Below are 15,381 nucleotides of genomic sequence, written 5' to 3'. Positions count from 1 at the left end.
TTACAAAATCATTTGATTATAACTTAAAATAGTTTTAAAACCTTTATTTTTAAAATATTCGGGGGTATCATTGTTTCCAGTCGCTAATATAAAATCACCGCCCCAAGCTCCTAGGCTCTTAATTTCTCCAAAATAATCTGAAAATAATTTTTTCTTAACAGGTTTTTCTTTTATGATCCCACTTATTATTTGTTCGTGCTCCTTAATAATAGAACCAAAATCATTAATAGATTTACATATCAATAATCTATGGGTGATGTCGTTTATTGATGATATGTGTTGCTTAACTTTGTCTTTTACTTTTTTATACTGGGCAATTCCCTCTCTACTATTTTTCTTCTGATTTAAGTGAACAAAAAATAGTTGATCTTTAAAATTTGGATTAAAATTAACTTTTTTTATGATAGGTTTTTTTTCTTCAATTTGATAAAGTATTGGAGTGTTGTTTTTGGCGCAAGCAATATCGTAACCACTTCCTGAAAAAGAGTTTTCTAATAACGTAAAAGGATCTATTTGAGCCCATTCTGCTATATTATTGATCAAGGTTGAAGAACTTCCTAACCCCCAATTTCTTGAAAAAGTTAATTTTGTTTTAGCAATAAAACCACTCGAAGTATTAAGGAAATTAGGGTTTAATTTTCTAGCTTGTTGTAATATTTTTTGGAGGGTTTCTGCAATAAATTCTGAACTTCCCTCAATATTAGAATTAAAAGTAGCTGATGTTAATCTTAATTTTGGAAGGCTAAAACTAGCCTCAAACCAGCAATTTCCTGATTGGGTGAAGCTGGCCCAAATTAATTCAGGATCATTTATACTTTGCACAGTTAAATCTTGACCAAACTTAGATGGAACAGCTAAAGCTTCTGCTCCATCGAGTACCAAGTATTCTCCTGTAAGAAGTAGTTTTCCGTTACTATAATATCTTACTGAATCCATCTAAGAGTTTTTTCTCAAATTTTTAAGTTTTTGTACTACTGCACTATGTGAAACAGTACTGTTTTCAAATTCTTTAGAGATTATGTTTTTTTCTTCATTTGAGGCTCCCATTTGATTTAAAATATTCATTAAATGCATTTTCATATGGCCATGTTGAATTCCTTTTGTTGTCAAGGCTCGTAATGCGGCAAAGTTCTGAGCTAAGCCTGCTGTAGCAATAATTTCCATTAACTTTGGAGCGGAGGGTCTTCCCATCATATCCAATGAGAGTTTGGCCATTGGATGCAAGGCTGTTAATCCCCCAACAGTTCCTATTGCTAAGGGAAGTTCGATCCAAAATTTAAAGATTCCATTTTCAATTTCGCAATGAGATAAACTTTTATATGTACCCTCTTTGGACGCATAAGCATGAACTCCTGCTTCAATGGCTCTAAAGTCGTTTCCAGTCGCTAAAACAACGGCATCTATACCGTTCATAATACCTTTATTATGTGTTACAGCTCTGTAAGGTTCTATTTCAGCAATTTTAACTGCTTGTTGGAATTTTCTTGCAAACTTTTCAGGATTTTCACCTCCTAAATCTTGAACTTTACAAGATACTTCAGATCTTACCAAACATTCGGGGACATAGTTTGAAAGAATACTCATAATAATATCAATATCATTTCTTCTAAATTCATTTGCAATAGCCTCCAAGCAAGAATTTATAAAATTAGCGCCCATTGAGTCTTTTGTTTCAAAGCAAACATGAAGTTGATAGTAATCAGTAAGACTTTTGGTCTTGTCAATAAGGTTAATGTCTAAAATCCCACCACCTCTTTTTCTCATATTCTTTGTAATGGAAAGGGTTGCTTTGAGTAAATTATTTTTTTGTGTTTCGAAATAGGTTTCTAAATCTTCTTTGTTACCAGAATACATAAAGTGGATATGTCCTACTTTTGTAGTAGAAATAACCTTTGTTTTGAAACCTCCTCTTGTACTCCAAAATTTAGCAACTAATGAGGCAGCTGCAACAACAGAGCTTTCTTCAACTACCATAGGAATTACATGCTCTTTATCGTTTATAACAAAATTAGGAGCGATACCATACGGCATATAAAAATTGGTGATCGTGTTTTCTATAAAATCATCATGAAGCCTTTGCAATGCTTCATCAGCATTCCAGTACTGTTTTATCGTTTCAATAATTTCATTCTGATTATTAAAAAAGTTAGTTGCTAACCAGTCAATTTTTTCTTTTTTCGATAGCTTTGAAAATCCTGAAATAACTTTCGCCATTCTTCATTAAGTTTTAGGAGGTCAAAGATAAATGAATCCAATTAATTTAGTATTATCTGAACATATTTATGATCATTTTGATCTAAAAATTAATGAATTTTCCGTAAACTTGGCAAACTTTTGACACAGACAATACTAAATATGAACAAATTATTAATCTTTGTTCTTGGATTATCTACTTTACTTCAAGCGCAAAAAAAGAACATTTCTCTAGAAGACATATGGAAAAACAATACTTTTAGATCTGATTATATGAACTCCCTAAATTCCATGAATGGTGATTTTTATTCACTCATTGACTTTGATGGATTTAGTTCTTCGGTCAATAAATACAGTTATGAGACTTTAGAAAAAATAGAAACAATAGTTGACAGTAAAGATTTAGCAAATATTGATTATTTTAATTCCTATGAGTTTAATAATGATGAAACAAAATTAATTTTAGGAACTAATTTTAAACAGATATTTCGTCATTCGTTTCTTGGTACATTTTATGTTTATGACATAAAAACAAAAAAGATTTCTTTAATAGGGGAAGATATACAGGAACCCACTTTTTCGCCAGATAGTAAAAAAGTTGCATTTGCAAAAGAAAATAATTTATTCATAAAGAGTTTCGATAAAGAAGAGGTTGTTTATAAAATTACATCTAGTGGTGAAGAGAACAAAATAATAAATGGTATTACTGATTGGGTTTATGAAGAAGAATTTGGTTTTGTTAAAGCTTTCGAATGGAGTGGAGATAGTAATCATCTTGCTTTTTTAAGATTTGATGAAAGTAAGGTTAAAACGTTTTCAATGGATGTTTTTGGTAATGGGAAGTATCCAGTTCAGCATGTATTTAAATATCCCAAAGCTGGAGAGGATAATGCTAAGGTTTCACTGCATATTTTTTCTTTAAAAACTAATAAAACAGCAGAAATCACTGTAGGTGAATATGAATACATTCCAAGGATAAACTGGACTAAAGATGATAAAGTTTTGGCTGTTAGAACACTTAATCGTCATCAAAATGACTTAAATCTGTATTTTGTTAATGTTGATACTTATCGTAGTCAGCTAATATTAAATGAGAAAGACAAAGCCTATGTGGATGTTAATGATGATTTAACTTTTTTAGACGATAACAGTTTTATTTGGACAAGCGAAAAAAATGGTTTTAATCATATTTATCACTACAATAAAGCAGGGAAACTGATTAATCAAATAACAAAAGGAGAATGGGAGGTAACTTCTTATTATGGATTTAATAAAACAAACAATACAATTTGTTATCAATCAGTCGAAAATGGATCGATAAATAGAGGTGTTTATAGTATCTCTTTAGAAGGAAAAAATAAAAAGCTACTAAGTGAGCAAACTGGAACAAATATAGCAGCTTTTAGTAAAAATTTAAACTATTTCATTAATACCTATTCAGATGCAAGTACACCAAGTATTTATTCATTGAGAAATGCAAAAGGAGAAGTTTTGAAAATTATAAAAGACAACGCTGCTCTAAAGTCGAAATTAGCAGAGTATAATATTGCTAGTAAAGAATTTTCTACTATTTCTGTAAATGGAGAGGAGTTGAATATGTATATGATCAAACCAACTAATTTTGATCCTTCAAAAAAATACCCTCTTTTAATGTATCAATATTCTGGTCCAGGTTCACAACAGGTAGCGAATAGATGGGGTGGGTCAAATGAGTACTGGTATCAAATGTTAGCTCAGCAAGGTTATATAATAGCATGTGTTGATGGAAGAGGTACAGGATTTAAAGGACGAGACTTTAAAAAAATTACCTACAAAAATCTTGGAAAATATGAAATGGAAGATCAGATTGAAGCTGCCAAAAAAATAGGAGAACTTTCTTACATTGATGCAAAAAGAATTGGTATTTGGGGATGGTCTTACGGTGGCTATATGAGTACCAATTGCATACTTAAAGGAAATGAAGTTTTTGCTGCAGCAATAGCTGTTGCGCCTGTTACCACATGGCGTTTTTATGATACAATATATACAGAGCGTTACATGAGAACTCCAGAAGAGAATGCTTCAGGTTATGACGAGAACTCTCCGCTAAGCTACCCAGAATTATTGAAAGGAAAGTACCTGTTAATTCATGGTACAGGTGATGATAATGTACATGTTCAGAATACATATAGAATGGTAGAGGCATTAGTTCAAGCTAATAAAGATTTTGAATGGGCTATATACCCAGATAAAAATCATGGTATTTATGGAGGTAATACACGTTTACATCTTTATACTAAAATGACTAACTTTATCAAAAATAACTTATAAACTAAACAAATAAATATGGCTAAAAATATAGTAGCAGAGAAAGAAATCTTTGGACATCCTGCTGGGCTTTATGTTCTATTCTTTGTAGAAATGTGGGAACGTTTTTCTTATTACGGAATGCGTGCTATTTTAACACTTTTTCTTGCAGCTCCTGTTATTCTAGGGGATCCGCAGTCGGGATATGGATGGACAAATGCAGAGACATTGTCTTTTTATGGAACCTATACAATGTTCGTGTATTTAACATCTATACCAGGAGGTTGGATTGCCGATAAGTTTATAGGTCAAAAAAAGGCTGTGATGTTAGGAGGTTTGTTGTTATGTGCGGGCCATGGAATATTGGCGATTAATGCACAGTGGGCTTTTTTCGCAGGATTGATTTTAATTGTAATTGGTGTTGGTTTTTTGAAGCCAAATATTTCGACCATGGTTGGTGGTTTATACAATCAAGGAGATGACAGAAGAGACAAAGGATTTTATATATTTTACATAGGTATTAATTTAGGAGCATTTTTGGGAGCTCTTATTGTTGGAGCCGTTGCCGCCAAGTATGGTTGGCATTATGGTTTCGGTTTAGCTGGAATTGGAATGGCATTGGGGCAGTTAGTTTATATGTTCGGATTAAAGTATTTAGATGGAGTGGGTGAATTCCTTGGAAAGAAAGATTCTCCAGACAAGGAATTAATGAAGAAACCTTTAACTCAGGTCGAGAAAGATAGAATGTTAGTAATGTTCTTGTCATTCCTAATCATTATTGTTTTTTGGGGTGCTTTTGAGCAAGCTGGAGGTTTAATGAGTCTATACACTGAGCAAAAAACAAATAGAATTCTTTCTTTTTCTTTACCGCTTATAGGGAATGAAATTCCTGCTGCGGTTTTTCAATCGATTAATGCATTTTTCATTATTGTACTAGGTACTGCTGTTGGTGGGTTCTGGTATAACTGGGGTAAAAAAGGAAAAGAATCTTCTTCATTATTCAAAATGGCTGTGGGAGTTATTATCATGGCATTTGGATTCTTCTTTATGAGCAAAGCAAGTACAGAGGTTGTAATGAATGGGGAGGAAGTTGTTGAAAAATCAGCCATGATATGGTTAGTTTTAGCTTACTTATTCCACACTATCGGTGAATTATGTGCTTCGCCAGTAGCCTTATCTTTCATCACAAAATTAGCTCCAGTAAAGTATGCGTCTTTTATGATGGGAGCTTATTTTGCTGCTACAGGATTAGGAAACAAAGTAGCTGGATTCGTTGGAGAATTGTCTGAGGGAGCTGGAGAATTTCAAGTATTTACAGGAATTGCTATATTTTGTACAATATTTGGGGTATTAATCATAACGTTGCTAAAGCCATTAAAAAGATTAACTCATGGTGCTGAAAATATAGAAAATAATAATTAATTATTTTATGCGATAAACCTCACAAGAAAAACTTGGGAGGTTTGTTGCGTTTACAAACTAAATATTAGAAATATATGAAGACAGATATCGAGAATTTATTTAAAGATAAAGTACTGGGGCATCCGGCGGGACTATTTGTTCTATTCTTTACAGAAATGTGGGAGCGTTTTTCTTATTATGGAATGCGTGCTATTCTGGTTATTTTTTTAACAGGAGCAGTTTTAGGAGATAATCCAGGATGGGGTTGGAGTACTTCCGCTGCCTTATCGTTACTAGGTACTTACGCCCTTTTTGTATACCTTACACCTTTGCTTGGGGGATGGTTAGCTGATAATAAAATTGGATACAGAATGGCTGTTGTAATTGGAGCACTTCTAATGACTTTGGGGCATGCTTCAATGGCTTTTGAAACACCAACATCTTTGTATATTGGAATAGCTTTATTGATTATAGGAAACGGTTTTTTTAAACCCAATATGACCTCAATCATTTCAAAGATGTATGCAGGAAAAGATGATAAAAAAGATGGAGCATATAATATTTTTTACATGGGGGTAAATGCAGGTGCGTTCATAGGTATTATGTTATGTGGATGGGTTGGAGAAAAAATAGGATGGAGTTATGGGTTTGGATTAGCAGGTGTTTTTATGTTGTTAGGAATGTTGCAGTTCTATTATGCACAACCGATTTTTGGAACACTTGGAGACAAGCCTTTGAAAACAAATAAAGAAAAAATAGAGGTAGAAGAGGAAGTAGGAGTAAGAAATCCTTTTTCTATTATTGATTATATATTAATAGGGCTTTTTACTATTTCTGCTTTAATTTTTATCATTAATGACCCTTTAAGTAAGATTGGAAATATTAATATTTTGAATTTTAGTGTTGCTGGGTTGTCTGATTCATTGTTTTTTGCGCTATTAGCGGCAATTTCATTTATTGTACTATTATTGGTAAGAATACCAAGATATACAAGAATTGAAAGAGACAGAATGATTGCATTTGCCATCTTTAGTTTATTCACAATTTTCTTCTGGGCTGCTTTTGAACAAGCAGCAGGATCTTTGCCTATTTATACAAGAGATTTTACAGATAGAATTTTAGAAGGTACTTCAGGAACTATATTTAAAGTAATTGATCTATTGGTAACTGTTGTTCCATTAGGTATTATAACGTATGTTTTAATAAGTCTATTTAGAAAGACCTATACCAAAATCGGATTGTCAAACATTATACTAGGATCTAGTTTCGTTATTGTCTGGATCATTGTTTTATATAAAATTTACACAGAGTTTAGTAGTTCTGAAACTGAAGTTCCGGTTACTTGGTTTGCTATTTTAAACTCTTTGTTTATTATCATATTTGCTCCGTTATTTACAAAGTGGTGGGACAGCGATTATAACCCACCTGCGTCAGTTAAGTATTTTCTTGGTCTGGCTTTGTTAGCTTTAGGTTTTGGATTTTTAGCTTTTGGTGCAAGAAATGTTTCTGCAGGTGCAGAAGGTGCTAGTTTAAGTATGATTTGGTTGGTTTTGGCCTATTTATTTCACACGCTTGGAGAACTATGTTTGTCACCGATGGGGCTTTCCTATTTGAGCAAGTTAATTCCAACAAGAATGATTGCGTTTATGTTTGGAGTTTATTATCTGGCAATTGCAATAGGAAATAAGCTAGCACATTACATTGGTGGAGATATTGAAAAAATTACACAGGAATATAGTTTATCAGGTTTTTTCTTAATTTTTACATTAATACCTCTCGGATTAGGGATCATATCTTTAGTATTACATCCTGTTTTAAAGAGACTTATGCATGGAGTTAAATAATAGCTTATATAGTTAAACAATATTAAACCTGTTAAATCGTTGAGAATTAATAGGTTTTTTTTGTAATTTTGGAATAGTTATTGAAATTAAGAAGATATGAAGAATTTTATTTTTATAATACTAGCTTTAATTTCTTTGGGTATAAATGCTCAAGATAAAATAGATTGGTTGTCTTTTGAGGAAGCTATGGAAAAAAACGAAAAAGAACCGAAACCTATATTAATTGATATTTATACGGACTGGTGTGGTTGGTGCAAGAGAATGGATAATACAACCTATAAAAATGAGGTAATTATAAAATACATAAATGAAAATTATTATCCAGTAAAATTAAATGGGGAAGACCGAAATGATATTAGTTTTGAAGGAAAAACTTTTGCCTACAAATCTCAAGGAAGAAGAGGATATCACGAATTAGCAGCAGCGTTAATGAAGGGTAGATTGAGCTATCCATCTACAGCATTTTTAAATAAAGACAAACAGTTGCTACAAAATGTTCCAGGATATATGGCTGAAAAGAAATTTGAAATAGTGTTGGCTTTTTTCAATGACGATAACTACAAAAAAACGAAATGGAAAGACTTTGAGAAAAATTTTAAAAGTTCTATCTAGCTTTTGTTTCAATTAAAAATATATGCACCGTTTTGTTCAGTGGAATAAAACGGTGTTTTATGTTTTAGACATGTTTTTTTCCATATAGTTATAAAGCTTTTATAGTTACTTCCATCAGCAATTATCAGTTTAGGATTGTTTTTTTTCAAAATACGTTCAAGGTTTATTTTGGGAGAGTTACAAAGTAAAATAGTTGTCTTCTTATCTATTCCTTTTAAACCCTGTAAGTAAGTATCTTTTAAAACTAAAAGAGTATTATTTTTGTGCTGTATAATATTTGGGGTTTTATTACTTAAATTGATATTTACGTTTGTTTTCTGTTTAATTGGATCAGTAAAATAACCGAGGCTTTTATGCTCTTTAGAATGATAAATCATTAAATCTTTCCCCTTTTGCTTGCCGATAATAGTATTTCTGTTATCATGGAAAACGGTTAAGGTGTTTTTTAAATAAATTACTCTTTTTTCATAAATATTTACTAGTTGAAATGTTAAAAAACAATAAAGAATCAGAAAAAAGCGGGTTTTAGTAAAGTGATAAAGTATATTGATGCTTCCAAAAATGATCAAATAACAAAGAAGTATTTCAAACTTATTAAGGATAAGGTTCTTGAAAATGAAATAATCGAAAGAGGAAATCCATTCAATAAAATTATTCATTTGAGAAATGATATAGTTGTATAGAAAAGCAATAGGATAGGGTAAAATATTAATAACTGCCATAGAGATAATTATAATTCCTAATATCAAAACAAAGCTTAAAAAATAAATAATGACTAAGTTCGAAATTAGGAACAGGCCTGAAAAGCTATTAAAATAATAGATGCTTAGAGGAAGTATTGCGATTTGTGCAGATAGAGAAATAATTAATATTTCCCATATTTTAGAAAAAAAAGCATTACTAAAGTGTATTTGTTTCTGTAGTACTGGGTATATCCAAACAATCCCGAAGGTAGCAAGATAGCTTAGCTGGAAACCAATGTGAAACAAAAACATAGGCTTTATTAAAAGTAGAAATAGCATGGAACTTATAATAGAATATTCCGTAAAAGTATTTTTATTCAATAACTTTCCTATGATAACGAAAGAAAACATAGTCGCAGAACGCGTTATGGATGCCGAAAGGCCTGAAATAAATGCGAAACCCCATAAAATAACTAAAATAATTAAAAATTTAACCTGACTACCATATTTAAATTGAGTAAGGAAAGCCAATATACTGTTTAAAAAGTAGAGTAAAATACCAAGATGTAGTCCAGATATAGCAAGAATATGAATGACGCCAGCTTTTGAATAAGCAGTTCTTATTTTATTAGACAAATCTTTACGTTGTCCAATAAGAAGTGCTTTTATAACAGCAAGCACTTCTTTTGAGAAAGGTTGTTTATCTAAAGATATTTCTATTCTTGCCCTCAATATTTCTGCAATTCTAATTATAGAATTATTTTTTGTTTCTAGTATTTGAAATTCATTATTATCCAAATAGATTTGTTCGAACACATATTTTTTTGATAAATAGCTTTTGTAGTCAAAATGACTTGACGTTAATGGAGGTTTTATTGAACTAAAGTTAGCATTAGAATATATTAGTTGACCTATTTCTAATGATTTAGAGCCTTTATTTTTAATATTAACAAGTACATTGCCTCTAGTTTTTATATTATTTACAGAGACAACTGCTCCTATATATCGTTGATAATACGAATTGTATTTTAGTTTTTCCTTTATGTGAAGAGTTAAAATTTTATTTTCTGACGGTATTTTTTTGTAATAATTAGAATAGTTTATAGGGTTATTAAAAAAAGAAGTTAGAAAGCCAACACTGATGAATAATAATATTACTATCAACATAAATAGTAAATGACCGATTTTATTCATTATGAAGTATAGAAAAATAATTATTATAATAATGTATAGATAACTTTTTTGTAAGCTTAGCTCTTGTATATCCATATTATTTTCTATACAAATTCCTACACATATAGACAGCATAAGATAGAAAGGAAGGTACTCTATTATTTTTTTCATAGCCTTTTAAATTCTTATAAATATAGCATAAAATCATAAGAGTTTTCCGTTAGCTTCTACCCATACTTCTTTAAGTCTATTTATTGAAAATTAATTCTTTTTAATTAAAAGTTGCGAAATAAGTAATAAGTATTTTAAAAACGAGGATTCGATTAATTTTTTAACAACCCTTTCACTATAATTTTGCCAAAAAAACATAAAATAATGAATATTAAAAAAACAATTTCCTTACGCTTATTAGCATTAGCTATTGCAGGGACTACAGTATTAAGCTCGTGTGATAGTAACGAGCAAAATTTTTCTGAAGAACTAGAAGTTGCGAACTCTAGTCAATTTAGCAGTTTAAAGTCTTTATTGCCTCCAGGTACCTCTTCTAAAGTTCTTAATAGTAAATCAGATATTACGGGGTCAGGCCCAATTTATTTGATCCAAGACAAAGGCGCTGAAACGGCTAGTTTAGCAGAGCTTTGTCAAGAACAAGGTGTTGATTATTTGGTTAAAGCTTCAAATAAAGTTGAAAAAGAAGCTTTGAAAAGTACTATGGTAGCTTATGCGGGAAGCAACAAGAATAATTCAAATTTATATGTTCTTTCTTATGAAGAGCCAGTCCAAGGTCGAAAAAGTATCTTTTATGAAGAAGGTGACGATAAGTCAGTATCTTCAAAAGGTATGGACGAGGAAAGTGTAAGTATTTCATCTTTCACTGTAAATGAGATTAGTAATGAGATTAGTAAAGAATTATCAAAATTATCAGGAAAAAATGCTCTCAACGCTACTAGAAATAAAAGCACAGCTTTTGATAAGTATCAACATGAAGCTAGTTATTTTATAGATACTAAATCTTTGAAGTATATTGTTGTTGTTAAAATAGCTAAAGGAATAACAAATGATACAAAAGATAGTGGATATGGTATTCATGTGGAATATTTACCTCAGTCTGGTGTTGTACACAAGCGAGCAAGATTTGGAGACTTATGGAAAAATCCAGATTATAGTATATGGTACCCAAGTTATGGAATGAAATATTATCAAGAGCTAACAGATTTAATTACTGCAGTTACTTTTGTAACAGAATTGACAGGTCCAAGTCAAGCTATTATAAAAGATCATTCTCCAGTTGCTAAAATTAGTGGATCCGTATCAAGAACACGTCAAAATCCAAGTTATTCGTTTACAATCGGGGGAGGTTTGGACGCATCGGTTAGTGCAGATGGTCCTAGTTTAGGGGCAAATTTAAATGGATCTTATACTTATAATAGTGGAAGTCTTTCAAGTACGATTACTTCAGAAGATGTTAAACATTTAGTCAATCAAGAGCCAAATGGATTGAAACATGGCGTTCAATACCTACAAGACTATGTGGCAGGACAACGTTATCTTAAAGAGCATCCAAGGACTCCATTAGGATCGTATGACTTAAGAGATAATACTATTATATTAGGAGGGTTAAATAAGCCATTAGGTATGTTTGCGTCAGAAACACATGATGAACTCTTTATTGCGGATATGCAAAGTTTACCAGGTATGTCAAGATCTAATACGAATCCAAACGCAATGGTGAATTACTTTATAGCAGATCATAATGTTCCTAGCAATGGGGTAGTTAAAGTAAAAGCCAAGATTTATTTAGATTATATGGATGCTAAAGCTGGTCAAACTCCATATGAGTACTGGAATGTTGATCACCCTAGATATTCGATTGAAGCAACATTCTGGAAACATTCAGCTCCTGCACATGATTTTGAAATAAATCTAAAAAAATTAGGAAACTAAATAATGATAGCATAACATAATAGTCTACTACTCTAAATTGATATTATGTATGTATTAAAAAGTCGAGGTAATAAATAATTACCTCGATTTTTTACATTTAAAAGTAAATTATAGAGATTTTTAAGATCGTTAAAGCTATTTTCTTACTCATTATTTTGATCATCTATCAATATTTATTTTTTAAATTGCTGTATTACAGGTTTTTGTGTTCCTTTGTGAATCGAAGCGATTATAATACTTCATTATTACTACAATTGATATTTTCTATACAAATTTTTGCACATATAGACAGCATAAGATAGAAAGGAAAGTACTCTATTATTTTTTTCATAGCCTTTTAAATTCTTATAAATATAGGATAAAATCATAAGAGTTTTCCGTTAGCTTCTACCCATACTTTTTTAAGTCTATTTATTGAAAATTAATTCTTTTTAATTAAAAATTGCGAAATAAGCAATAAGTGTTCTAAAAAGAGCAGTTTGTTTAATTTCTTAACAACTCTTTCACTATAATTTTGCCAAAAAAATATAAAATAATGAATATTAAAAAAACAATTTCTTTACGCTTATTAGCATTAGCTATTGCAGGGACTACAGTATTAAGCTCGTGTGATAGTAACGAGCAAAATTTTTCTGAAGAACTAGAAGTTGCGAACTCTAGTCAATCTAGCAGTTTAGAGTCTTTATTGCCTCCAGGTACCTCTTCTAAAGTTCTTAATAGTAAATCAGATATTACGGGGTCAGGCCCAATTTATCTGATCCAAGGCAAAGGCGCTGAAACGGCTAGTTTAGTAGAGCTTTGTCAAGAACAAGGTGTTGATTATTTGGTTAAAGCTTCAAATAAAGTTGAAAAAGAAGCTTTGAAAAATAGTATGGTAGCATTTTTAGCAGATGTTAATAATTCATCAGATCTATATGTTTTGACATCTAAAGACTCAGAAGAAGGTTATCAAACTTTTATTTATCAAGAAGGAAAATCTAGTTTTTCTAATTCTGATGAATCATATTCTGTTACTTTAGGTGATATCACAGATCAATTACAACAGGACATGTCAAAACTTCAAATGAAGAAAAAACTTAGAACTTCTGATAAAACAAATAAAGACGAGAATAAAGGGGGGCTTTCTGATTATCAATTTCAAGTTACCTCTTATCTTCAGGACATTAATTTTAAGTATGCGGTTGTGTTTAAAGTAGCCAAAGGAAGGACAAGTGATACAGAGGAAGTTGGGTATGGAATTCATCTAGATTATTTCCCAATTGATGGTATTACCCACCCTGAAGCCAAATTTGGAAGTAAAACCTATAATTCACAATATAATTTCTTGTATCCAAGTAGAGGACATAAATATTTTCAAAAACTATCAAACCTTATAACTGGGCTAACTTTTAATACAAAATTAATAGGGGCAACAAATACTGCAGCAAAAGATTATTATCCGGACGCTAAGATAGGTACAACTGTAACGCTAACAAGATCTGAGCCTAACTATTCGTTTACAATCGGAGGAGGTTTGGATGCATCGGTTGGTGCAGATGGTCCTAGTTTAGGGGCAAATTTAAATGGATCTTATACTTATAGTAGCGGATCTCAATCAGCAGCGTGGACTCAATCAGATGTTAATAACAGAGTAATAAATGAAGAAAATAGAATAGGTACTAGAGAAGTAGGATTGCAATATATTCAAGCGCTAATAGCAGGAAAAGAATATTTGTACAAACACCCAAGACAGCCAGATTTAAAAAAGGTTGTAAGGATAGAAGATCCTTCAATTGAGACGCTTATACAAGGAGGGCTCAATAAAACACTTTCACCAGCTACTCCAATTACAGATGATAATTTCTACCATGTAACACCAACGACTATGCCTACCTTGTCAAGATCTCATACAAAACCGAAAGCAATGGTAAACTTTTTTATACCTGAAAACGGAGTTCCTGAAAATGGTGAAGTACAAGTTAGGCATTCAATTGTACTTGATATTTTAGATGTTTTTGCCTGGCAAACTCCTTATGAAGTTTTTAGAGCAGGTTCATCTAAAATAGTCGCAGGAGATTTTAATTCCCAATATGATTCAAAAACTGTTACTATAAATCTTAACAAACTCAAAAACAAGAAAGTTAACTAGGTTCGCACGTAGTTTTAGCAACAAAGTTTTTTAGATGCAAATACCCTTTTAAGGGTTCAAACAAAAAAAGTCGAGATAATTTAATATTTCGACTTTTTTATATTAAATAGTAAGTCATAGAGACCTTTAAGGTCGTCAAAGTTATAAATCTAAAAACACTAGGAAACTAAATAATGATAGCATAATATAAGAGTCTACTACTTTAAATTGATATTATGTATGTATTAAAAAGTCGAGGTAATGAATAATTACCTCGATTTTTTATATTTAAAAGTAAATTATAGAGATTTTTAAGATCGTTAAAGCTATTTTCTTACTCATTATTTTGATCATCTATCAATATTTGTTTTTTTATAATTTTACGCTTTTAAATTGTTGTATTATAGTTTTTTGTGTTCCTTTGTGAATCGAAGCAATTATAATACTTCATTATTACTACAATTGATATTTTCTTTTTTTTATCCACTAATTTTAACCCTGAAGACAAAATAAATTTATTACCAGTTTTTATGGATATAAAATTATTGCAGCAATTTTAAAAACTAATAAAAATTTTAGACAACATGATTTTTATAGCTTACTTGAAGAATATTTGGTTATACTAAAATTTAACAAAAGTAAGTTTTGGAAAATAATACTAAAAAATAAAGAAGGTCTCGTGTATAGATTAAAACAAAATATTCTAAGAGAAACTAGTTGTAGAATTACCTTAAAAAACGTCGCTTTGCCTCGACAATGTAAAGCAAAGAACAAAATATGGATGTTTTTATTTTTATAATTTTAACACCTTATTGTTGTGAATAATGTTTTTTAATTCGTTTTTTTTGTTATTAATAGGGTATTTGAAGTTTTTTTTTGTCTTTATGTTATTGTAAGGCAATGTGTTGGCTTCGGTGTTTGTTAATCAATTTAAGTTAAAAAGATAAATATAATTTAGGATGTTAGCTTTCCACTAGTGTAAAAAGAGTAGTCTATTACATTCCCTTTACAAGATATATCTAGAAAAAATATAAGTTTAAACTTTATAAGTTCGTTTTAACCCTTTTAAAAATCCTTATTATGAGTGAAAAAACTTTTTGGTTAGTTTAATTAAAACTAACAAATACCTCATTGTTAT

General features: G+C 30.8%; 9 protein-coding genes. 6 read left to right on the top strand and 3 right to left on the bottom strand.

Annotated features, from left to right (window positions below; translation table 11 throughout):
* Positions 1 to 936, bottom strand: coding sequence for a GYDIA family GHMP kinase (locus ACSIGE_RS07190; protein WP_440882079.1), 936 nt, complete (start codon positions 934 to 936; stop codon positions 1 to 3).
* Positions 937 to 2,214, bottom strand: coding sequence for a hydroxymethylglutaryl-CoA reductase, degradative (locus ACSIGE_RS07185; RefSeq protein WP_440882078.1), 1,278 nt, complete (start codon positions 2,212 to 2,214; stop codon positions 937 to 939).
* A gap of 141 nt (positions 2,215 to 2,355) precedes the next feature.
* Here ACSIGE_RS07185 and ACSIGE_RS07180 point away from each other — a divergent pair, with 141 nt between their 5' ends.
* From ACSIGE_RS07180 to ACSIGE_RS07165, 4 genes are all read left to right on the top strand, one after another.
* Positions 2,356 to 4,503 carry a S9 family peptidase gene (locus ACSIGE_RS07180; protein WP_440882077.1) on the top strand — a complete coding sequence of 716 codons (2,148 nt, stop codon included), beginning with the start codon at positions 2,356 to 2,358 and terminating at the stop codon, positions 4,501 to 4,503.
* Between the two features lie 15 nt (positions 4,504 to 4,518).
* Positions 4,519 to 5,901, top strand: coding sequence for a peptide MFS transporter (locus tag ACSIGE_RS07175; protein ID WP_440882076.1), 1,383 nt, complete (start codon positions 4,519 to 4,521; stop codon positions 5,899 to 5,901).
* Between the two features lie 74 nt (positions 5,902 to 5,975).
* Positions 5,976 to 7,724: a peptide MFS transporter gene (locus ACSIGE_RS07170; RefSeq protein ID WP_440882075.1), complete on the top strand. Its 1,749-nt coding sequence runs from the start codon at positions 5,976 to 5,978 to the stop codon at positions 7,722 to 7,724.
* A gap of 96 nt (positions 7,725 to 7,820) precedes the next feature.
* A complete protein-coding gene (locus ACSIGE_RS07165) occupies positions 7,821 to 8,336 on the top strand; it encodes a thioredoxin family protein (RefSeq protein WP_440882074.1) in 516 nt (171 codons plus the stop codon).
* Between the two features lie 8 nt (positions 8,337 to 8,344).
* Here the strand turns inward: ACSIGE_RS07165 and ACSIGE_RS07160 are convergent, their stop codons facing one another.
* Positions 8,345 to 10,363: a ComEC/Rec2 family competence protein gene (locus tag ACSIGE_RS07160; RefSeq protein WP_440882073.1), complete on the bottom strand. Its 2,019-nt coding sequence runs from the start codon at positions 10,361 to 10,363 to the stop codon at positions 8,345 to 8,347.
* A gap of 204 nt (positions 10,364 to 10,567) precedes the next feature.
* Between ACSIGE_RS07160 and ACSIGE_RS07155 the strand changes: the two genes are divergently transcribed.
* Both ACSIGE_RS07155 and ACSIGE_RS07150 read left to right on the top strand, forming a co-directional pair.
* Positions 10,568 to 12,136, top strand: a complete 1,569-nt coding sequence (locus tag ACSIGE_RS07155; protein ID WP_440882072.1) for a hypothetical protein — start codon at positions 10,568 to 10,570, stop codon at positions 12,134 to 12,136.
* Positions 12,137 to 12,671: 535 nt separating this feature from the next.
* Positions 12,672 to 14,264, top strand: a complete 1,593-nt coding sequence (locus ACSIGE_RS07150; protein ID WP_440882071.1) for a hypothetical protein — start codon at positions 12,672 to 12,674, stop codon at positions 14,262 to 14,264.
* Positions 14,265 to 15,381: the final 1,117 nt, after the last annotated feature.

Source organism: Tenacibaculum profundi, from assembly GCF_052050075.1.
Taxonomy (GTDB): domain Bacteria; phylum Bacteroidota; class Bacteroidia; order Flavobacteriales; family Flavobacteriaceae; genus Polaribacter.
Note: the sequence above shows the minus strand (reverse complement) of the source record. Positions and strands in the feature narration are given on the sequence as shown.